Here is a 22,255-nt window from a genome sequence, read left to right on the forward strand (position 1 = left end):
GTCTCCTTTTCTCTATCCTTAGCTTCCTGCGACCATGCTCCCGCATATGAAAAATGCTGCCGCTGCTTATTGGGATAAAGCGCCTGCCAGTTCTATAAAACTTTGGAATTCACTATTTCCTTTTTCATATTTTGAAACGAATAGATATCATTTATACCTTTATATAGTTCCCCGTTCTTGGAGAAAACTGCACTTCCATTTGGTATTGCATATATCTTTCGTTCATTTGATAGGGGAAATAAATCTCCATCTATATTATCCTCGTAATGGACCTCAACGCTAAACCCCACTAATCCTAAGCCCTTGATCACTATCGTTTCTGGATAGTCTTTATCTTTTGTGATTATGCAATCTTTGCCGAAAGCTAATGAACCCGCACTATATCCAATGATTAATCCTTGAAAGTTTTTGATAATCGGGGTAAGTCCTTTTTCTTCAATTACATGGATTAACCTTTCTGGCTTTCCACCTATAAAATAAAGAATATCATGTTCTATTATAGACTTTTTCATTTCTTTGTCTGAAAGGTCTTCAATTAATAATTCAATACTTACATTCTCCATGATTGAAAAGGCTTGTGTAATACTTGCCATCCAACTTTCATACCTGGAATTTTCGGTTGCAAAAGGGATTATTAAAATCTTAGCTTCAGGTTTAATCATTTTTGAGAGTTCCAGGAACACTTCACCTAATTCATTATTCGTGTGATTTCCACCACCAATTAAACAAATTTCCATATATTCCTCCCATTTTATTTTCTATGTAAAAAGGACATACCTTTATAGGTTAACGCTCTTCATGCTCCAAGAGTGCCACAAGAAAATGGATTTCCATACCCACTAAGAAAATGCCGCCGATCATTCATATTTAAATATCGTTTTGGCTTTTAAATTCAAAAATCTCATCAACAGCTTGGTGATATCCACACGATTTTTGAAAGGATTCTTTTAATTTTGAAACAGTATTATGGAAAGTTGGGTCGTTTAACACATGATCTGCGGCCTCACGCAGCTGATTTGCAGTCAAGCTTTGCATTTGTAATGTAATACCGGCTCCGATATTGGCAACTTGCCCTGCAATCATCGGCTGATCCGCGCTTTGCGGGATGACAATTAGCGGAACTCCATAGTAGAGACCCTCATTGGTACTATTCATTCCGCCATGTGTGATAAATAATTTAGTGTATTTTAGCACTTCTGTTTGTGGAACATATTTTTTCACAATGAAGTTTTGGGGGATCTCTCCTAATTCAATTAGTGGGGTTTGTTGACCGAACGACATGACAACCGTGTGATTGCTATTTCCAAATGCTTCTAAACAAAGCTTATAAAAATCAAGAGACCGGTTAAAAACTGTCCCAAGAGAAATGTACAGGGGACTTTTTCCTTTGATATCAGCAAGGTCAAAGTTATCCTGCTTTAATCGTGAAGAGATGGATGGACCTACAAATTTGTAAGTTTGGTCGAATGCTTCTTTAAAAGGTTGAAACTCCCTAGTTGTATAAACGATTGAAAGTGGTGCAGGATTACAAAAAACTTCGTAAGCAGAATGGATCTCCACATCATATTTTTCCTTCACCATTACCGTCAGTCTTTGAAATTCATCGTGTATAGCTTTACCTATTTCTGGTGGAATTTCTTTAGAAAGCTGTTCCAGCATTTTATCGAATGTTGCTTTTGTCTGTCCAAAAGAAGTACAAGAATTGATTGCGGGAAGCATAAGGAGTTGGGCAAGCATACGTCCACAGCCAAACATGGAATCATGGATGATGTAATCAAAATGCTCTCCTTTGATCTGTTCAAGCACGCTAGGTATGACGATATCTACCGTATGTAAAAGACCGTTGATTCTTTCGAGTAAATAATTTCTTCCCCCTGAGAGAAAAGCTTCTATAAATTTTTCACCGTCAATTGTTCGTACAGTAGCTCCCGTCCACTCAATACGTTCTCGAAAAGCTTCTATCGTAAAGTACACTACCTCTTCTCCACGCGAAATAAGCTCTTGCACAACTCCAATAGTTGGATTGATATGTCCTTCTGATCCAGCATTAATAAATAAAACACGTGCCACTTTACCACTCCTTAGATGATTCTGTAAGAGTCTGGTCATTATCCTATGTCCTTCCAAATTCAAACGATATAAATTTATCATAGTACAATACTGGAAAATCTCAAATTCTTAATCACCCTTGTAATCTAAAATTAATATCGTCCATAAAGGTCAGCCGGATTCTCAAAGGGAAAATAAGCGATGTATGTAGCTATCGCTTTTTTCATCAGGGGAGTATAGCTGAAAAAGGTAATCCACTCATTAATAGAGAACTTATATTTTAAAATGGATTTCTTTGGAGGGATAATGATGGCAAAGTATTTTCCGGAAATGTTAGCTGAGCATCAAAACTTCATAAAGAAACAGCATTTGTTTTTTATTGCAACGGCACCTTTGGATGCGGCGGGGCATGTAAACCTTTCTCCAAAAGGGTATGATACCCTTCGCATCCTATCATCTACCGAAATTGCGTATTTGGATCTAACTGGGAGTGGTAACGAAACAAGCGGACATATTAATGAAAATGCCCGGATCACCTTTATGTTTTGTGCATTTGAAGGTCCACCGATGATCTTGCGCTTATATGGTTCAGGCAAGGTGATTCTGCCTGAAACAGAAGAATGGGATCGGATGATAGGTCATTTTGAAATGATGCCCGGTGCAAGACAAATCATTTTAGCCAAAATTCATAAAGTCCAAAACTCTTGCGGATATAGTGTCCCCTTCATGACCTACTCCAGAGAACGTGAAACATTGAATCGGTCCAACATGAAAAAGGGTGAAGCTGAACTGGAAAATTATTTGCGTGAAAAGAATTCCTCCACCATTGATGGTATTCTGACACCATTAGGGAAAAAATTATCGAATGACTCTAAAACCACCTAAAATTCTGCCTGTTACGTACAAACAATAAAGGAGTTAAAAAAGGTATGATGCAAAAAAAGGGTTGGTGGATTTTAGTTATAGTCTCGGTTGGGATTATGATTCCTTTCATGATCCCCTATCTAACTTTAAATCCTGCTAACAGCCGTGTAGATATTACTTCGACAACACAATATTCTATACTGGTTACACATATTGGTTGCGCCTTTATTGCCTTAATAACAGGTTTTCTTCAGTTTATGGATCGTATTCGTTTGAAAAACCCCATGGTTCATCGCTATGTAGGAAGGATTTATGTTGTCAGTGTTTTTATTAGTGGAATTCTTGCTCTTGCAGTTGTCTTCTATATAGAAAATTTCACAAAAGCAGCAGCTTTTCTTACTCTGGCCATTCTGTGGTTATTCACATGTTGGAAGGGTTACCGTACAGCTGCTAAAGGACATTTTAATGCACACCGAATATGGATGATGCGCAGTTTTGGTATAACTCTAGTAGCAGTCAGTGCACGTGTACTAGTACCCGTACTTCTCATTACTTATTACACTTTTAATGGATTTATGCTTCCAGAAGGAAGAGATAAGATGATCGAGGAAGTATTGAATGTAAACATTTGGGCAGGGCTCGTTCTCAACTTTGTCATAGTAGAGTGGATTATCCTTAATAAAAAAAACCGGGTAGAGAAATCAGCTAATTGACTTGTTTAGTGAAGATTCTTTGTAACTAAAAAAAGTAACTATTCGCCGCTAAGAATAGTTACTTCAAATGAACCGGATGGGAATAAATAGGACAGGAGAGAGTTGTCCTATCTACTTTCATTATATGGAGTAACGATTACAAGGTGAATAAATTAACTGTTAGAGAAACAGTTTGAAAAACCTTTGCTTAACCTGCCCCTATAGTTCGATAAGAAAAGGAGCTGCAAAAGCAACTCCTTTAGATGCGAGAAACATTCTTTTAAACTGTTACGAGTTTATATGTTACATCAGGCGAACTACTTATATCGTCTTTTCCGTCTATGCTTGAATTAAAGCGTGACAATGATCGGTCCATTTTTAGTAAGGATAATCGTATGTTCCACTTGAGCTACAAAGCTTTTTTCAGTAGCATAGGTCCAACCGTCTTCTTTTTGGAATACTTCTTCTTCAAAGGTTGAGATAAATGGTTCGAATGCGATAACCATCCCTTCCTTTAATATTTCATTATCCCATGGATCATAATAATTACAAATATGGTCAGGTGCTTCGTGTATTCTACGTCCAACACCATGTCCTGTAAGGTTTTTGATAACCGTGAACCCATGCTGTCTCGCTGTTTCGAACACCGCTTTTCCGATTCTGCTTTTTTTGGAACCGGGTTTTGCTTTCTTTAGGCCTGCTTCAAATGCCTTTTTGGCGACGTCGCATAATTTCGCTAATACTTCTTCTCCTTCGCCTACTACAAATGAGATACCTGTATCTGCGAAATAACCGTTCTTTGAAGCGGATACATCTATATTTACTAGATCCCCTTCACGAATAACCCGATCACCCGGAATGCCATGCGCCACTTCATCATTTATGCTGATGCAAGTATAGCCAGGAAAATCATATTCACCTTTTGGAGCTGAAACTGCACCCGCTTGTTCTAAACGTTCCCCGGCTATATCATCAAGTTCTTTGGTCGTTATGCCCGGAATTGTTCTTTGTACCAATTCATCTCTAATGGAGGCAATAATTTTGCCAATTTCCTTCAAACCATTAAAATCATCTTCTGTTTTTGCAATCATTTTTTTTCTACCTCATTATCTTTTATCATCAATAAACTATATAAGCATTCATTATACCTTTTATTTTAGCGAAAAATAAAAGCAATGTACATAATTGGGTACGATGCCCCTCAGCTTGAATTTTTCCTCGATCAAGAAAAAGACAACAACCTTTGCAGCAGTACCTTTTTTTATCCTATAATGATGCGCTCTTTAGGATAGTGATATGCATGTTTTAATGGTTTGCCCCCCATACTGAATAAGAAGGTAAACATCCCGATTTTCCCTATAAACATTAAAGTCATGATTACGACCTTCCCGGCAGTACTCAATTCCGGTGTAATGCCAAGCGAAAGGCCTACAGTGCCAAAAGCAGAGGAAACTTCGAATAAAATTTCCGTTAGGGAAAAGGCAGATTCAATGCATTCAAGAATGACAACTGCCACACTGCACAGGATCATACCTGTTGTGAAAACGATGAATGACTTGATGATATCTTCCTCATCGATCTCCCTTTTGAATATTTTTATTGTTCTGTTCCCTTTCGCATAGTTGTAAATGGTAAGCAGCATCACAGCAAACGTGGTGGTTCTTATCCCACCCCCAGCACTGCTGGGGGATGCCCCTATGAACATAAAAATACACAGTAACAAAATGGTAGGTACTGAAAATTGATTGACGTCGCTGATCGCCATTCCGCCAGTCCTTGAAGATGTCGAATAAAACAAAGAATGGACAAAGGATTGATGCCAAGTCGTTTCCACATAGAAATGACTGTACTCAAACAGATAAATGAGAATGGCTCCAATTACGATCAGTATGAAAAAAGTTGCGGTTGTAATTTTTGTGAATAAGGAGAACCGGAATGGCATCTTTCCCTTATGCCTGAGCCACTGACTTACCTCCATTAAAACAGGAAACCCAAGGGATCCGATAATAAAGAGTATTATATTAAGGGTCAGGACAAAATAATCGTTTGCAAACGGAATCAGTGATTTTCCAGTGATATCAAAACCGGCATTTGTCGTAGCAGACACAGAAGCGAAGAAACCCTGCAAATAAGCCTCTTGCCATGTTGGGAAATACTTCAAAAAATATGTACCGAAGACAATAGCCCCTAATAGCTCAATCATGACAAAGAAAAAGAAGATCATTCGTATGAACCGAACAATCCCGGAAAAAGTGGGGCTGTTTTGTTCTGTCGTCATGAGTATTCTTGCCCTGAGTCCTATTTTCCTTCCTGATACAAGCCATAGTATGGTTCCGAAAGCCATGACCCCAATTCCACCAAACTGGAGGATGATGGCAAAAATAAACGTACCGGGAACACTGAGCAGCTGGCTTACATCTGCCGTGGATAATCCCGTTACAGTCACCGCACTAATAGAAATGAATACTCCATCAATAAATGAGAGCTCTGCATTCTCCGTTTGAGTAATAGGAAGCAACAATAAAATGGTTGAAACCACTACAGCTACCAGGTAATAAAAAACAATGATTTGAGCAGCAGATAGCCGTTTTGTTAAATTCTCTATTTTACTATTCATTTCTCTCCAACTTCTATATGTTTTTTGACAAACATATACCTGATTTGAACGTACCATTGCATAACTTCAACTTATATTAATTTGTCCATTCAATTAAGAAAATAAACTACCCCGTTAAAGAAGACCTCATAGGATCGAATGACTGCGTTATACAAATCTAGTTTGCATAAACAGCTAAAACCCCTTAAGGACCTCAAGGGGTTTAATCGTTCGTCAGTTCCGCAAGAAAAAAAGGCTGCCGAAGCAACCCCACTCATTGAAGAAAGCATATCCTTGCTTAGCTTCTCAAATAAACAACACTGTTTCTTCGTTCTACTTGAAAATTCAAATCTTCCTTACTATTAAACATATAACCAACATCTTTATTATTCTCCAAATCAAAAGATATGCCATATCCAGCTGCCTTAAAGGCAGCTCCGATCTTCAGCTTACGAACCCGTTAATTGAAGATGATTATCGATAATTATTGTGAACGGGTGTAAACAAATCTTCATTAGAATTTCTAACAAGTGAAAAATTGTCTACATTATAGTGACCGTGAAGGATTTCATTGTGATGAAGGATTATTTGATTTGCAGATAAGTTCTTGGAATCAGAAGTGGAATGACCATCACCAACTAATGTTACATCAAAATGATTGATTGTTGCTGTTCTAACGGCTGAATCAATACAATGTTCCGTCTTACATCCCATTATTACAATATGATCTACATTGTTTTCACTTAAATGTTCGTGTAATGGAGTGCCATAAAACGAATTTGTGGCAGCTTTATCAAATATGATAGCAGTTGATGGCACCTTAATATCCCTGTGTATCTGGAATCCAGGTCCTTCACCATTTGAAACATCTAAATCTCTTATAAAAACAACAGGGATATCTTCCTTTATCGCTTTTTCAATGACAGCATTAATGTTAGTAATGATTTTTTCTTTTTCAAAGACTCCTTGTTCTTCCTTATTACCTTCTATTAATTCCTGTTGAGCATCGATTATCAGTAATGTTTGTTTCAATATTTTCTCCCCTAAAGTTATTGGCAGCTAGATTTTTCCTGTTTTTCATCAGAAGCAATTCTTACTAAGCTCTTTATATTTTCGTCAATGATTTACCAATACCTTCTTGAACGATCCTGCCCCTTTATCTCCAAAAGAAAAAAGCTGCCATAAAGACAGCTCCAACTTCACAAACGCACTTGATAGCTGAAGAGCCGGTTACTTTCCGGAGTTCTCATCAACAGGTTTTCGTTTATGTTTTTCATTAATGATCTTTTTATTAAATATCTTAACTTCTCCAACCATTAGTAACCTCATATCCTCTACAATATACTTGGCTAACTCTTGGTCAGTGATGTCATCTCCATCAATATCAAGGCGGAATTCCTGCCCTTGAAGCCCACCACCATTAGTAAACTTGATTTCAAAGTCAAATTGAACTCTTTTATCCATTTGAACCCTCCTCATAAATTGATTGATACTGGAATTGCATTAATATATAACTTTTGGCGACACAGGGTTTTTACACCTTTCACAGTTCCCACTAGACATATTCTAGACAAAAAAACCTTTCCCTTCTTCAACTGACTGCCCCGATCATTTCATAAATAAAAAGAGCTGCCAATTTCAATAATAGATTCATTAGAAAAACTTGGAATTTAAGTTGTTGTATATTAAGATAGTATATGGTTAATATTTTCCATTATATAGGAGGAAACATATGAAAAAGAGAATTCTACATACGGTACTTTCGATTGCTGTAGGAGCAGGGATACTTTCCGTTGGTGATGTTCCTGCCCAAGCTAAGAGTCAAAATCAGGAGATAAATGACTCATACGCAATAGCTTTTAAAGGTGGATTACCAGAGAATTATCAAGAGGTTATACGGAAAGCCGGTGGTAAAGTAACCAAAGTCCTTCCCGAGGTTGGAGGAATAGAAGCTCAATCTGACGAGCCTTCTTTTCTTAAAAACCTAAAAGCTAATTCTTCAATAGAAGCTGCAAACAGGGAAATTCCCCTAACCTTAGACAAAACAGCAGTCAGCCCTTATAACTATGGATCCAGTATCATCAGCCAGCAAAATTCTGAGAGTTATTGGGACTCCCAATGGGATATACAAAGGGTGACCAACAATGGGAAATCATATGATTTAGAAACAGGTGGATATAAAAATAAAGATGGCAGCATTACTCATAAAGCAGTGGTGGGAGTGATTGATACCGGAATTGATGAGTCTCATCCTGACTTAATGAATAATAATTTAGGCGGACGTAACCTTGTTCCTGCTGGAATGGATGAATCTGAAACAGGGGATCCCACTGATATTAAAGATCGCAATGGGCATGGCACTCACGTTGCCGGGATCATTGGCGCAAATGGTAAAGTAAAGGGTGTAGGGCCGGATTTAGGAATCAGGTCCTATCGCGCATTATACTCAGAGCAAGCCCTTGGATTACCAACTTGGATTATAGATGGAATCATTGCAGCAACAAATGACAAGGTAGATGTTATTAATATGTCTCTACGTTTCTATAATAATAACAAAATGACAATTGAGGGAGAAAGTTATAAATCAATCGCTGAAACGTTACTTTGGAAGAGAGCCATTCAATATGCAGTAAAGAATGGAGTAACTGTAGTGGCCGGCAGTGGTAATGAAAGTTTAAATTTAGATGACAAGAAGGAAGTTAACGAATTTTTAAATAAATTGTATGAACCATATGGAATGAGCGTGAAAGGGCCTGCAACCGTGGTACCAGCACAGATGCCAGGAGTCATTAATGTGTCTGCCTCCACAAAATGGTCAACTCAACAGCTTGCTTTCTACTCTAATTATGGAAACAGTGCCATTGATGTGGCAGCGCCCGGAGGAGATTACGGGCCTGAATATGCAGAAACCAGTGACCCTGCGGCGGCTGATCCAAGTAACTTAATCCTTAGTACTTGGCCTACCTATTTAGGTACTTCATATGAGTTTAATGCTGGTACTTCCATGGCCACTCCTCAAGTAGCTGGAATTGCAGGGGTTATTAAGGCAGCTCATCCGGAATATACACCGGCCCAAGTAACCGCACGCATTAAGCAAACAACTCTTGACTATGGAAAGAAAGGACAAGATGCTTTATTTGGTTCAGGAGAAGCAAATGCTTATAGAGCATTAGAAAATATAAAGAAGTAGCTTATATTTCTGAAATATTAATAGTACAAGGAAAGGTTCTTGATAAGAACCTGTAACCCGAACAGTAATTAGGAAAAATATATCCATAACAAAAAAGGCTATATGCCCGAAATATAAAAAACGGAAACACATAAAATGCGTGAAGCCATATTCTAATTAACACAACTCACCAGTTAAAATTCATCCCCAACTTAATTGTTGGGATTTTTTTGTTTTATCGCTTAATTACAAATTCTAGTCCAAGTAAAAAAACATTTTCCAATTTGGATTATGGAACGATCCTGCCCCTTTAGTTTCATAAGTAATGACCGCCGGCTAGCCTCACCTTTTTATGATTTTGGCAATCTTGAACATTCCAAAGCCGCAAAGAATTATGACACCCATTATAATAATTGGTATCAAAATATTAAATGACATTAAATCATCTCCCTTTAAATTATGTAAGTCATTCTTATATCCATATAATACCACATCAGAAATATCTACTTATTGAGCTAACTCACCCTTTACACAAACCTTTGTTTTTAATTCTATAAAAAAAGGAACTGCTTTTCACAGTTCCCAAGACTTTAGGCAAAAGGAGTTCTATCCAAATTTTTAAACATAGTTGATTGGAGCGGGTGTGCGAGACTCCTGCGGGAATAGCGAGTCCAAGGGAGACCCCACAGACGCAAGTGCGCCGAGGGCGGACCGCCCGCGGAAAGCGAGTGCCCTACGTTCCAATCAACGTCCAAATTTGTACAAGCAAAAAATGTAGACAAACTCGATTTTCATCGAGTTTGTCTACATTCTGAGGAACTCTTTTAGAATTCCCCAATGAACAACTAGAGCCAGTCTGCACTTTCATCAGCAAACCTTTGGAGGTCATTCATAAAAACACTTGCATGATAACCATCACAAACTGCATGATGAATTTGCAAAGAAACAGGCAAGAACCATTCATCTTTTATTTGTGAATATTTCCCCCCAGTTATAATGGGTAAGAGAAAATCGCCACCATTAGTAATATTTAAATTAAATGCTGTAAAAGAACTCCAAGGGATCATGGATATCGGAATATGATTATCTGGTATAGGGGTCTTCGGAAATAAACAACCCGTACCATTGTATTCTTCTACATCTTTTTCATACTGAGAATGGAATTCAGAAAACCTACTTGCATTTGGTGACCAGATGCTAGAAAATGTGTATGTCTTCTTATCGAAAATTGTATAAGAAGGCAAAACTTCTGACCAATAACCTAAATTCCCTTCTTGGTTAAAGCTGGTTCTAAATTCTCGATGCGAATTAACTATTTTTGTAACCATAAAAATAAACGCGGGATATAACTTATAATTCTTCTTCTTTAAGTTTTCCATAAGAACAGTAATATTCATTTCATTCGTTATACTGAATGTTGTTTGTTGTTGTAAATAGTGTTCAAAGTACTCTTTTCGAACCCAATTTTCACGATCAATTATATTGAATTTCATATACAACGCCTCCTAATGTGTTTTATTGATTTAGGAGGCTATTTCCTCTGCTTTTTTCATGACAGTCATCCTTTTATAAACGAATTTATACCCCTACATTATCAAATATTCCCAGACTAAAATCAACTTACAGAGATTACTTTCTTTTACGATCCTGCCCCGTTAGCCATCTATGCAGCGCAAAACCGGTGCTGCACCACAGAGAATGAAAATGGGTTCGGGGTCAATAATTTTTTACGGCTGGGGAAGAAGGTCGTTGAACTATGGTGCCTTTGAGCCCATCCGTTAGTCTGACTTCGACGACCACGGTGTACCACCGACTGTCGCGCCTTTTATGGGTAGCACTCATGCGAGATTAATCCTTTTTTGGTCGTCACGCTAGCCTCTACTTAATTTGCTATAATTGGAGGTTTTTGTTTAACGATTTACCAAACTCAATCAGATCACTCATAAGGCTCAGCCCTTTTTTAAAAAGCGTTTTTACTGGGTCTGTTGTGGTTTTTTCTGGCCGCAAATTGGCGGCCCTCTATGGCGCTAAAGCACCCGTTCGTTTAAGTACAATAATTAACAGACTTAAACTAATTTCTTCTTTTTTGATAAAAGAAGCTGCCGATTAGCAGATAAATTCGCTACAACTCCCTTCCCCTATTGAAGTAAGACACCGAAGAAGAAAGAAAAAATTTCTAATATAATAAGAACTATTAATAAGTTACTAAAAGAATTATTTTTTAAATAATAATACGTATTTTCCTTATACTTGCGCATATTAAAAACAATAACATTGAAAGCGAGATGGATACGTATTGTCTAAACAAGGGATGCAAAACAAGGATCAAACGAGAAAGCAAATCGAGAAACAGGATAAAAGAAATGATGTTGAACTAGGTAATGAATTTCAAATTGGAAACACAAGTTCACAGAGCTCAAAAAAAAGTGGACGTCAAGTAAATAAAAAATAACCCCGATCTTTCGGGGTTATTTTTTCGATTTATGAACTTTTTAAAATGTTACATTTCTATTGGAGAATGACAACATTGTCATTTATTTTTACACCCCCAAAATATAAAACCCTATCCTAAAATTAGGACAGGGTTATAAGATCGCAAATTTACCTATTTCACATAAAGTTACTGCTGCACTATCTGAATAAGGTTGCCGCATGTATCATCGAAGACAGCTATTGTGCTTTCGCCCATTTTTGTCGGCTCCATCGTAAACTTCACGCCGTTTTCCAATAGCCGTTTGTACTCTTGATGAATATCTGCAACGCCAAACATTGTTGCTGGGATGCCTTCGGCTACTATCTTCTTTTGATATTCCTTTGCGGCAGGATGCTCATTCGGTTCGAGTAAAAGCTCGGTACCGTCAAGAGCATCGGGAGAAACAAGCGTAATCCACCTGAATTTCCCCATGGGAACGTCATGCTTTTTTACAAATCCCAGCTTTTCTGAATAAAATTCCAGTGCCTTGTCTTGGTCTTGTACGAATAAACTGGTAACAATGATTTTCATAATCTTTTGCCTCCTTTAATATTTACCACGTTGGTGCTCTGCAAACAATTTGGCTCCAAGCCGAAAAACCCACACATTCTTCAGAAGCCTGTTCCGATTTTATAAAATTACTCGATCCATCCTTTCAGCAAGTTTTTAAGTGGTTCGTTGTTGAACATTAGTACTCGATATTTTCCCTTTCGTTTTGATTTTACGAGTCCTGCATCTTCCAATGCAGCTAGATGTTTAGCGATTGCCTGTCGCGAAATGGCAAGGTCGTGCTTCGTAATGAGACGTACCGTAAGTTCATACAACGTCAGCTCGTTGCGTTCAGATAGTTCGTCCAATATCAGCCGCCGAGTCGAATCGCCGAGTGCTTTGAATATAGCGTCTTTATCCCACATACATCGATTATAAGCAACTCTATAGTTGCATGTCAACAAGTATAAGCAACTTTATGGTTGCTTGTCAATCGCACCTATTCCTGATCTGGAAAGCCAAAAATACATATGTTGTTCTATTATTTCCATCATCAGGCTCCATCTGAAATACCCCAACACTCATTCATCTCCAATAATTGCAGACAACTTTAGTATTGGTTTTAGTTTTTCATCTTAAACAGCCCCGTTAAGTAACGCACCCCTTTAGATTACTTACACTCGTGCGAAATTAGTGCATTGCCTTATCAGATTCCCCCTGCCTAATTTGGTACTAATGGACAGTTCTAATCATATTCTTATTAAAGAAAACTATAAGAAGGGGGGCAAAATCAGTTGATAAAAGTGAAGGTTGGTTTACGGCCCATTGTAAGTAAGATAAATTTACCTACTGTTTTGAAAACGACTATACTTCCGGGTGACTCCATTGAAAGTTTATTTATTGCAACCCAGGTAGGAGAGATCTTTTACATAGGAAACGGAGATATAAGGACTTTTTTAGATATTCGCCCGCGAATCCTAAAACTAGGTGCTTCTGGCGGCGGATATGATGAACGGGGATTGCTGGGGCTAGCGTTTCATCCCGAATTTTATTATAACGGCCTGTTTTACCTTCATTATTCAGTGGCAGGAACACAAGGTCCAGGTGCTCTTTCTGAATCTTTTAAGCCTGACCCGTGTGATCCCAAAACGTTAAACCTAAGGTGGATGGATAGAGAAACTAAATATGATCATATTGATACAATTGAAGAATGGATTTTACAATCGAATGGTCAACCTCAAAAACGACGGACATTACTTAACTTAAGACGGCCATTTAAAAATCATAATGGGTTCAATAGTTTAAACTTTTCACCTGAAACAGGAAAACTTGTTTTAACAACCGGAGATGGCGGATCAGGCTATGATCCATTTAACTTAAGCCAGGATGATCTCGAAATCGCCGGTAAAATAATCGAAATGGATGTAGGCAAGAATCTATACATCAATAATCCACTAATTGTCACACGTTTTAATGAACTTCCCACACCCATTCAGGAAACGCTCATGGTAATGGCCAAAGGGGTGCGCAATATACCAGGCATTTCATTTCAAAGATTTTATAATCAGTATATTAAGTATGCGGGAAATGTCGGACAGCGTTTGGTCGAGTCGATTTATTCATTCGTTCAGTATAAACCAATACCGGTTACTCAGCTTATTCAAGCTTATTCCATGAATTCCGAACCTGACAAAGAAGGATTTATTAACTTTGGCTGGCGAGGTTGGGAAGGTGCTTTTCCTGCTTCGATTATAAGAAAGTGCACGGAAAATCCGGATTTGAATGAGAAAATAACTGCTTATTACAATGAAGCAGCTGCGCTTTCAGGGAGCCGTCTTCAGCCTTTGACTAGTTATTTTCATGAAGATACCAGACCCGATAAGTTTGGAGGAACTGCAATTACAGGAGTGCAAGCCTATTTGGGGGAAAGAATCCCTGCTTTGACAGGAAGCGTTGTGTTTACCGATCTTGCCCGGAAAGAAACTCAACCTAAGGTAAGAGGGGCTTTAGCTTATACCACCATAAGACCAAATGGTCAACAAAATGATTTTAGTGTAATACAAACCGATTATGATTTTGGGTCTCAATCAGCTTATTATGTTAATTTGGGAACGAACCTGGATCAAACCAGACTATATTTAGGGGTTTATGGCTCTATGAAAGTGACTGATTTTAACCAAGGTACGATTTTTGAAATCGTTGAACCCTAACTTTCAAATTCTACTTAATCTTGATAATTAGATTTAGTGATGGGGACTCACTGAACTTTAATCATTTTTAATCGTTTAAAAATGATTAAAGCCATTTCAACCCAAAACCAGCTATAAATGAAAGCTAATAAAAAGCCAGTTATCAGAAATGAAAAGGAAACAGACACGGCTGGACCTAAAACCGGATAGTGAAAAATAAATAGTAGACTCATAATTCCTGACATTAAAAGAATGGCACCAACAGCAATAACACTTAACCTCTTCCTAAAAAAGGAAAAAGATAACCCTATGCCAAGACCCAATAATCCAGTTGTAAAAGGAAATACAATGAGTTCAGTTGGCTGTAGGATGAATAACAACATAATTGTCAAAAGGTAGGTCATCACTCCAAATGGAATGGAAAACATGGAACCTAACAGAATAGGTGCAGTGGCTAGCGGACTTATAAAATATCCGATACCTGGTAAATAGCCAGGAGCAGCCTGTAGAATGGCAGCAATACAAGCAAAAATGGACACTAAAATGAGCTTCATCGTTTTTTTATGTTTATTGAATAGGATTTGAGATAAACGGACCTCATCAGAAATAGGTTTAAAAAAATACACATTTCCACCTCATTCTAAATGGTTTATACGTTACCATACATTATATTTGCCATTCATTAGAGGTGGAACCATTATTAATGATCCAACACCCATATCCTGAAATGAAAAGTGATTTTTCTTGGCCTAATAAAAAACAAGGCCTTATTTGGCCCTGCCTTTTATTCGACTATCACTTTTCCAACCATTCCTTCCTGGAAATGGTACCGGCATATCAGTTCATATGTACCCGGCTGTTTCGGTTGCACGGTAATGGTTTTTTCTTTACCTGACTGGACCTCTGCGTCAATTCCGAGCTTTTCCACTGTGAAGGTGTGCTCTTTCTTACCTTTATTTTTCAAAATCAACGTTGTGGCTGTTCCATTCGGAATAGTGATGACTTCCGGATTAAAGAAATCATCGTTCAACTCGACCTCAATCGATTTCACCGCAGGCTGAGTTACAATACGGGATTCGGCAGATACGCCGAATGATCCTAGAGTTGTCACAACGACAACCGTTGCAAGCACAACGACCAATCCTGTTACCCACTTTTTCACAGACATTCGCAATCCCTCCTTCCCTAACCCTATTTTTTTCTAATTCATAAAATATTATTACTATTAATTTGGTTACAGTGCGCTTTCAAATAGGTGAAAAGAAAAAGATCGCCACTAATGACGATCTTCTGGAGTCCAATCTTATGATTTTGTATCATAGTCCTAAATGGAGGTTTATTTTCCGCATTCTTATGCGGCTCAACAACTTCAGAAAACTCTACCAGTCCATAATTTCCAAATTCTTGTTTAATCGAGTCGGAATCATAAAAAAACATTTTCATCCCTTCCATTATCTCGAAATAGTCTTTACCCAGTTGTTTGCCCTTACCGAACATTGGGGCCTCTTTTGAAATAGCGTAAAAATCATATATCCGTATGGCTTTAACTGATTATAGCAAGCTTTAATAAACTTCTTTCTCTCACGATTATTCAATAAGTGAATAAGGGCATAACAAAATATCCCATCATAAAGTTTATTATCAAGGCATATCGGTTACTGAACCATGAAAAACATTAAGATTAAGCCCATTTTGCCTTGCCAAATCTATCGCTGTTTTTGAAATTTCGATGCCTGTTACATGTATTCCGTTGTCAGTAAAAACCTTGGCATTTCTGCCATATCCAATACCTGGAATCAATATATCCTTAACTTTCTTTTCAAGGAAAAAGTCCTTTGTCAAGATTGCGGAGTCTGAAGGTTCAAATCCCCACATCATATGATTTTCTAAAACTTGATTCCCAGATTTCCGTCATACCTCAATCTCCTTTAAGAATATTGGATTTCATTCTTTAAAATCTGCTGTTTTACATAAGCATAGGTTACATTCCATTAAACGATAAGATGTTTCCTTTATTGCTTCTATATCCTGTTAAATAGTTTAAGCCATTTGAAACTACTCATCATCATTCGCTGTGATGCGCATTTATGTATTGAATATGGTCTATTACTTTTTCGCTAATGGTATGTCTTCATTTTTCAATTGACGATTTTCAATCGCTACCCTAACAACATGTTCCCAAGAATTTGCATAAATTTCTTGGTTGAATTTTCTTTCTACCTTTTTTAAAGCAGCCTTACCCATTTTTATGGCTGTATTCGGATGATTGAACATTGAAATCATCGCTTCTGCTAGCATATCTATATTATTTTTTTGAACTAAAACTCCATTTTCCCCATTGTCAATTAATTCATTAGGGCCATATCTAATATCATAACTCATATTCTTTACATTTATCATTAATAAGTCAGTTTTCCGAGCATCTGCAACTAATACTGGGTTAGCTACGTCTTTTATTACTCGTTCGACCCAATCCAATTTTAGTTGATCATCATTACTATAAATAGCCTTAATATCTCCATTTTCATCAAACCAATTTACTCGAATGGCCTTGCCGTTTTCGGGATTTACCCATTTTGATAAATAAGCTTGAGAGCTGCTATTGTAAAAATTCATTTGTCTTGGTTTATTTGAAGCAAAATCCATAAAAGAAACTTTTCTTATCAAGCCAAACTCATCATACACTTCTTTTTTGATTCGATATCTTTGTTCATTAAAATAATCAATGAAATCTAAAGAACCATCTTCATGGAATTTTTTATATTTAGTGTAAAGTCCATTTTCGTAAACCCTAAAAGCATTATGTCCAACATGAGGATCTAAATATCCGGTCTCGGGTGTAGCTTGTGTAACCGTTAAAACTTCTTCACTTCCACAAAGCTCTTCATAGAGATTTAAAACTTTAACTTTTTCGTTTAGTTGTCCAAGCTCTATTAATTTTTCTCGTATTCTTTCGTACCTCGTATCAAAATTAAATGTGAGTATATGAGTATCATAGCCCATATCTGCAAATGTATTGGCCTGAGCTAACGAGGCCTTCGTTAATCCACCACGTTGAACATCCAAAGAACTTAATAAAAAAAACATTGTTGCATTCATTATCTTTCTCCCGTCAATTATAAATAATTTCATTCGCACTTACATTATATAGCAAATTTCCCATCATTTCCTACTATATAGCTTTCTTTATACTCAAACAAATGAGAAATCAGGACTATAACAATTATAAGGAGATATAAAACAAAAGTTCGATATAACAAAAATAAGCCCTCTCCATGTGGAGAAGGCTCGTGTCATCACTTTTTATTATGCCTTGGTTTACAAGACTATAAATAATTTCATTTATTTTCTCCATTAATTTAGTCCTCTCGATTAATTTTGTTAAGTCTTTATAATATGTAAGTTCGCTCTTCTTATTGAACTAACCTGTCCCGATAGTTCCATAAGAAATGGAGCTGTTTCCAGCCCTATAGAGAAGTAGTGCACCCTTTTGTTAGTTATCAGATAATAACTAGTTATTTCCTTTTAAAACTTTTTATTAAGAAATGAATAATGCCAACAATTAGAAAAATATAACCAAATCCAATTAACAATTCAGGATTATTCATTTGAGTAGTAAGCTCTTCTAGCAGATTTTGAGCAAAACTTGAATAACCAATTGCTAAAAATAATCCTCCTCCTACTAGATAAAGAATTGCTACACCATATTTTTTCAATCTAAAGTCACCTCAAAATATTATTCTCCCTGAAGCTAATTGTTTCCTTCCCTATCCTGCCCTTTTAGTTGCAAAAAGAAAGAGCTGCCTTAAAGACAGCTCTGATCTTCAGCTAACGCACCCGTTAGTTTAAGTACAATCATTCACAATCTCTATTAACTTCTCTAAAATTTTTAAGTTATGTACTAAAACTATACTTTGGCATCGCATAAAGTATAGAGGTTATTTCAAGTAAAATAAAACTGCCAAGTTGATTTTTAAAATCACTTATTTATTGAGTTCATTAGTTGGAAGAAGTATTCAGGTTTGTGAGTCTTATTTAGGTTATACCACGAGTGTAATGTATCTGGTGCAAATACATCTAATTTTTTCAGTACTTCCATCGCAAATTCCAAAGGAGCTACTCCTGATGCAGTAACCAAATTTTCACCCGTTACTACAGGTTCCATCTCATAAAAATTTTCTCCTTTATAATTAGGACAGACCATTTTAATATACTCTAAGCTATTGCTTGTATGCTTTCTAGAATCTAGATATCCCATATTCGCTAGTCCCTCAGTAGCACCACAAATAGCAGCAACAATAGTGCCAAGCTTTAAAGCCTCGCCAATTTTTTTCAAGATAGGTTGATGAATAGCTTCTCCCCAAGTATTCCCTCCAGGTAGAATTACAAGATCTTTACTATCAAAGTTACATTCATCAAGAGAAATATCTGGTTTTATACTCAGTCCCCCCATCGTAGTAATAATTTCTTTATTCGCTCCTACTGTAATTACTTTTAAAGGTGCTAAATCTTTTTTGAAATATCTTCCTGAATTTAGTTCAGCAATTAAATATCCATATTCCCAGTCTGCCATTGTATTAAATACATATAGATAAACTTTTTTTATTTTCATCTATTAACACTCCAATCATAATTTTCATAGTTTATTTTTTCCACATCAAAAGCTACTCCACCAAAAAAAGAACGTACGTTCCTTTTAATGCAATTATATTCCACAATTAACCAATAGTCAATTTCTTATGGAACTATCCTGCCCTTTAGCTCCATAAGAAAAAGCTGTCTTAAAGACAGCTCCGATCTTCAGCTAACGCACCCGTTAGCCATCCATGAATCGCAAAAATCGGCGATTCACCACAAAGAATGAAAATGGTTAGGAAGTGTCAATACTGATACTGACCTTAATCCAGTCAACCCTAATCTATAGACTAATTAATTAACGCTCTCCTCTTTTTTTTAAACGATTGAGCAGGGTCTTCTTAAGTATTTTCATTTTTCATTTTTAAAGAAACTTATTTTCATGGTAGTTTAAGTACATCTCTTCACATTCCAAAATATTGACTTCTATCATTTCTCTTCACAATTATTAAATAAATAAAAATGCTTACAATCATTAGACAATAGGTAACATTTTGTACAATACCCACAATGTCACCCCAGCTACTTGTACCGTTTACAAACAACTGCAAGATTAATCCTACAAGTAAACTCAGTAATGCAAATGGTGTTTTTTTTACTAAGTATCCAACAACCCCACCCAGGATACCACCAATGGTTGACGCCCCATACCAGTTCACATATGTCATCGCCAGTTCTTTAAATGATATCGTTACTGTTACTGGTATATCCGTATAAAAATGTCCAATCACGAAATAAAACGTAATTGCAGTGATTGTATAAATGGCCCCAAGTAACGCAGCCTTCTTAATGTTCCTCGCAAATATATAGCCAACAAGCATTGCTACAATAAACCACATTGGTAAAGAATTAATCATTACCGCTAAATACGCAATGACGAATTCAAGAACTGTTACACCGTCAACTAAAAATGATAAATTATCAGAAATAACAGAAAAAATTGCAACAATTAAACCAATGATAAATGTAAAGGTAACAAACTTTCTCCAATGCACTCTATATTCTTGGTTCTCCTTCAAAAAAGCACCTCCCTATTTATATAATAACGCCACATTCATCCAAACAACTCCTATTGTTCCTCTGATATCTGGTGTATGTACTAAGTAGTTCATACACCTTATAGATGTACTATACCCATAATACACAAATCGTGTCAATATGGTTTAGAACAAATTCTTGTTTAAATAGTTACACTTTTAGTATGCAAATAAAAATCTCCACTACCCTGCCCCGTTAGTGCCATAAGAAAAAGGCAGCCTAAGCAACCTGCCTTATTGTATAGTTGAAACAAACTGTGCAATAGGAGGAGAAAGTCTCTCCCTCAGATTATTTGCTTTTTGGAGCTTCTGAAATCCTTACCTTGCGACCCGGTGGCTTCAATGTTTTCATGTGCTCTCCCTTCTAGAGCCACAGATGAGTTTTAATTTCACTTAATCACTGCCTTAATTTATTTTAAATTCTATGTATATAACTCAAAACAATATCAAAACCTATGACTAGCAACACATTATATTCATAGGAGCTGACAACATGGCTAGAAATAACAACAATAATCAATTAGTAGTTAATGGTGCAGAGCAAGCTCTAGAACAAATGAAATACGAAATCGCTAGTGAATTCGGTGTTACACTTGGCGCTGATACTACATCTCGTGCAAACGGATCTGTTGGTGGAGAAATTACAAAACGTTTAGTGCAAATGGCTGAACAACAATTAGGCGGAAGAACTCGTTAATCGAAATCATATGTATTGTTAGGGATAGTGATTGGACTATCCCTATTTATAATTCTCCAAATCAAAAAAGAAACAGAAACATCAGTTGCTGTTATTTTGCTATGTCGCAGTACGAGGAAACTTTACTACACATATCCATACAGTCATATTGTTAAAGCAAACGTCATTCACTGTGCGTTTTCACTAAGCTACCTCTCTAGTTACATAAAAAAAAAGGCTGCCGCAGCAACCTCCCTTATTGAAGTAAAGCACCCGTTAGCCATCCATGAATCGCAAAAATCGGCGATTCACCACAAAGAATGAAAAGTATTAGGAAGTGTCAATACTGATACTGACCTTAATCCAGTCAACCATAATCCATAGACTAATTAATTAACGCTCTCCTCTTTTTTTTAAACGATTGAGCAGGGTCTTCTTTAGTATTGTCATTTTTCATTTTTAAAGAAACTTATTTTCATGGTAGTTCAACAAGAACATTCGCAAAGCCCCTCAAAGACTGATTCAGTAGGGGATTAACATAATATTAGAGGAAGTAAAATTATATGTTTTATTAAACTCTCCAAAATTGTGAACAAATTTAAGCGAACGTTAAGTTCTTGATAATCACTATGATAGATAATATTAAACAGATCATTGCAGGAATAATCATTACAATAGATTGATGCGCTCGAAAAATATGAGCATGTAGGGCTCCTATCATGATAAGTACAAACAATACACCTGATCCAACAGCCAAGTATCTATTCCAGATACCCCCAATCATTCCTATTGCTCCAATAAGTTCAATAAATCCAATTACAGACATGAACCATAATGGATATTGATAATGCTGCCAATGTTCAACCTGAAACGGGATACGTAAAAGTTTTATGAAACCTCCGACTAAAATAAAAACTGCTAAAATTACTTGCATAACAATAGCAATCATCTAACCTCACTCCTTTTAAAGACCTATTGGGTATTCTCTATTAACGACTGTATGGATATATATGTATATAATGATTCTATCATTATTAGAATCATTAGTTAAAGTTACTTATTGGCTATACATACAGTTGACTAATTAGTATCAAGTGAAGAAGGAAAGGATTAAATTTGCTTTCTTCTTTAACTAAACTCCCTCAATAAACTAAACACAATCTCACGATTGCTTTAGAATTCTTAGGATTTCATAGTCATATCATTAACCGTTATCTATGTAAGCTCGGCATTACTCCTCTAGGATATGGATTTATCGAAAAAAGTGTATGCTAAACTAGCCAATCATAGGAAAAAATTGGTTTAAGCAATGTTATGATCGCACTTTAGGATATCCACATGTCTCATGGAGGTCAACCCTCCCATGTCTCACAGAGTCGATGCTCC

Annotated in this window: 22 protein-coding genes and 1 pseudogene; 6 read left to right on the top strand and 17 right to left on the bottom strand. The window is 36.6% G+C overall.

Annotated features, from left to right (window positions below; all coding sequences use genetic code 11):
* Positions 1-92 precede the first annotated feature (92 nt).
* A complete protein-coding gene (locus ACZ9AO_RS21985) occupies positions 93-737 on the bottom strand; it encodes a Type 1 glutamine amidotransferase-like domain-containing protein (RefSeq protein WP_476110435.1) in 645 nt (214 codons plus the stop codon).
* 130 nt (positions 738-867) lie between these two features.
* Complete coding sequence (locus ACZ9AO_RS21990) at positions 868-2,070, bottom strand: macrolide family glycosyltransferase (protein ID WP_476110437.1); 1,203 nt, start codon at positions 2,068-2,070, stop codon at positions 868-870.
* Positions 2,071-2,358: 288 nt separating this feature from the next.
* Between ACZ9AO_RS21990 and ACZ9AO_RS21995 the strand changes: the two genes are divergently transcribed.
* Both ACZ9AO_RS21995 and ACZ9AO_RS22000 read left to right on the top strand, forming a co-directional pair.
* Positions 2,359-2,934: a pyridoxamine 5'-phosphate oxidase family protein gene (locus ACZ9AO_RS21995; RefSeq protein ID WP_476110439.1), complete on the top strand. Its 576-nt coding sequence runs from the start codon at positions 2,359-2,361 to the stop codon at positions 2,932-2,934.
* A 44-nt stretch (positions 2,935-2,978) separates the two neighbouring features.
* Entirely contained in the window at positions 2,979-3,626 is a 648-nt protein-coding gene (locus ACZ9AO_RS22000; RefSeq protein WP_476110441.1) for a DUF2306 domain-containing protein, read from the top strand.
* Positions 3,627-3,955: 329 nt separating this feature from the next.
* On the opposite strand, the gene map is transcribed toward ACZ9AO_RS22000, so the two are convergent.
* The 4 genes from map to ACZ9AO_RS22020 form a co-directional block, all read right to left on the bottom strand.
* On the bottom strand, positions 3,956-4,696 hold the full coding sequence (gene map / locus ACZ9AO_RS22005) for a type I methionyl aminopeptidase (protein ID WP_476110443.1): 741 nt from the start codon (positions 4,694-4,696) through the stop codon (positions 3,956-3,958).
* Positions 4,697-4,866: 170 nt separating this feature from the next.
* Entirely contained in the window at positions 4,867-6,222 is a 1,356-nt protein-coding gene (locus tag ACZ9AO_RS22010; RefSeq protein ID WP_476110445.1) for a TrkH family potassium uptake protein, read from the bottom strand.
* A 453-nt stretch (positions 6,223-6,675) separates the two neighbouring features.
* Positions 6,676-7,233 (bottom strand): cysteine hydrolase family protein, encoded by a 558-nt coding sequence (locus tag ACZ9AO_RS22015; protein WP_476110447.1) that lies wholly within the window; start codon positions 7,231-7,233, stop codon positions 6,676-6,678.
* A 198-nt stretch (positions 7,234-7,431) separates the two neighbouring features.
* Positions 7,432-7,665, bottom strand: a complete 234-nt coding sequence (locus tag ACZ9AO_RS22020) for a hypothetical protein (protein ID WP_034304346.1) — start codon at positions 7,663-7,665, stop codon at positions 7,432-7,434.
* Between the two features lie 268 nt (positions 7,666-7,933).
* Here ACZ9AO_RS22020 and ACZ9AO_RS22025 point away from each other — a divergent pair, with 268 nt between their 5' ends.
* Entirely contained in the window at positions 7,934-9,391 is a 1,458-nt protein-coding gene (locus tag ACZ9AO_RS22025; protein WP_476110449.1) for a S8 family serine peptidase, read from the top strand.
* Between the two features lie 824 nt (positions 9,392-10,215).
* Here ACZ9AO_RS22025 and catA read toward each other — a convergent pair.
* Entirely contained in the window at positions 10,216-10,863 is a 648-nt protein-coding gene (gene catA / locus ACZ9AO_RS22030) for a type A chloramphenicol O-acetyltransferase (RefSeq protein WP_476110451.1), read from the bottom strand.
* 803 nt (positions 10,864-11,666) lie between these two features.
* Here catA and ACZ9AO_RS22035 point away from each other — a divergent pair.
* Positions 11,667-11,822: a hypothetical protein gene (locus tag ACZ9AO_RS22035; RefSeq protein WP_164468797.1), complete on the top strand. Its 156-nt coding sequence runs from the start codon at positions 11,667-11,669 to the stop codon at positions 11,820-11,822.
* A 168-nt stretch (positions 11,823-11,990) separates the two neighbouring features.
* On the opposite strand, the gene ACZ9AO_RS22040 is transcribed toward ACZ9AO_RS22035, so the two are convergent.
* Complete coding sequence (locus ACZ9AO_RS22040) at positions 11,991-12,374, bottom strand: VOC family protein (protein WP_048679548.1); 384 nt, start codon at positions 12,372-12,374, stop codon at positions 11,991-11,993.
* 107 nt (positions 12,375-12,481) lie between these two features.
* Positions 12,482-12,757, bottom strand: a complete 276-nt coding sequence (locus ACZ9AO_RS22045) for an ArsR/SmtB family transcription factor (RefSeq protein ID WP_048679554.1) — start codon at positions 12,755-12,757, stop codon at positions 12,482-12,484.
* Positions 12,758-13,126: 369 nt separating this feature from the next.
* Here ACZ9AO_RS22045 and ACZ9AO_RS22050 point away from each other — a divergent pair, with 369 nt between their 5' ends.
* Entirely contained in the window at positions 13,127-14,542 is a 1,416-nt protein-coding gene (locus tag ACZ9AO_RS22050; RefSeq protein WP_476110454.1) for a PQQ-dependent sugar dehydrogenase, read from the top strand.
* A gap of 47 nt (positions 14,543-14,589) precedes the next feature.
* Here the strand turns inward: ACZ9AO_RS22050 and ACZ9AO_RS22055 are convergent, their stop codons facing one another.
* From ACZ9AO_RS22055 to ACZ9AO_RS22085, 7 genes and pseudogenes are all read right to left on the bottom strand, one after another.
* Positions 14,590-15,147 (bottom strand): hypothetical protein, encoded by a 558-nt coding sequence (locus ACZ9AO_RS22055; RefSeq protein WP_476110456.1) that lies wholly within the window; start codon positions 15,145-15,147, stop codon positions 14,590-14,592.
* 158 nt (positions 15,148-15,305) lie between these two features.
* Complete coding sequence (locus ACZ9AO_RS22060) at positions 15,306-15,689, bottom strand: cupredoxin domain-containing protein (protein ID WP_476110458.1); 384 nt, start codon at positions 15,687-15,689, stop codon at positions 15,306-15,308.
* Between the two features lie 155 nt (positions 15,690-15,844).
* Positions 15,845-16,436: pseudogene (locus tag ACZ9AO_RS22065) on the bottom strand (class I SAM-dependent methyltransferase); the annotation flags it as partial.
* A 191-nt stretch (positions 16,437-16,627) separates the two neighbouring features.
* The gene (locus tag ACZ9AO_RS22070; RefSeq protein WP_476110460.1) at positions 16,628-17,620 is read right to left on the bottom strand and encodes an alpha-glucosyltransferase N-terminal domain-containing protein; all 993 of its coding nucleotides are present in this window, start codon (positions 17,618-17,620) and stop codon (positions 16,628-16,630) included.
* A gap of 416 nt (positions 17,621-18,036) precedes the next feature.
* Positions 18,037-18,237 (bottom strand): hypothetical protein, encoded by a 201-nt coding sequence (locus ACZ9AO_RS22075; RefSeq protein ID WP_476110462.1) that lies wholly within the window; start codon positions 18,235-18,237, stop codon positions 18,037-18,039.
* Between the two features lie 263 nt (positions 18,238-18,500).
* Entirely contained in the window at positions 18,501-19,133 is a 633-nt protein-coding gene (locus ACZ9AO_RS22080) for a type 1 glutamine amidotransferase family protein (RefSeq protein ID WP_476110464.1), read from the bottom strand.
* 427 nt (positions 19,134-19,560) lie between these two features.
* The gene (locus ACZ9AO_RS22085) at positions 19,561-20,175 is read right to left on the bottom strand and encodes a hypothetical protein (RefSeq protein WP_476110466.1); all 615 of its coding nucleotides are present in this window, start codon (positions 20,173-20,175) and stop codon (positions 19,561-19,563) included.
* A gap of 511 nt (positions 20,176-20,686) precedes the next feature.
* Between ACZ9AO_RS22085 and ACZ9AO_RS22090 the strand changes: the two genes are divergently transcribed.
* Positions 20,687-20,890 (top strand): alpha/beta-type small acid-soluble spore protein, encoded by a 204-nt coding sequence (locus ACZ9AO_RS22090; protein WP_034315006.1) that lies wholly within the window; start codon positions 20,687-20,689, stop codon positions 20,888-20,890.
* Positions 20,891-21,467: 577 nt separating this feature from the next.
* On the opposite strand, the gene ACZ9AO_RS22095 is transcribed toward ACZ9AO_RS22090, so the two are convergent.
* Positions 21,468-21,818: a DoxX family protein gene (locus ACZ9AO_RS22095; protein WP_251543919.1), complete on the bottom strand. Its 351-nt coding sequence runs from the start codon at positions 21,816-21,818 to the stop codon at positions 21,468-21,470.
* Positions 21,819-22,255 lie beyond the last annotated feature (437 nt).

The sequence above is a fragment of the Peribacillus sp. TE19612 genome (assembly GCF_056279465.1).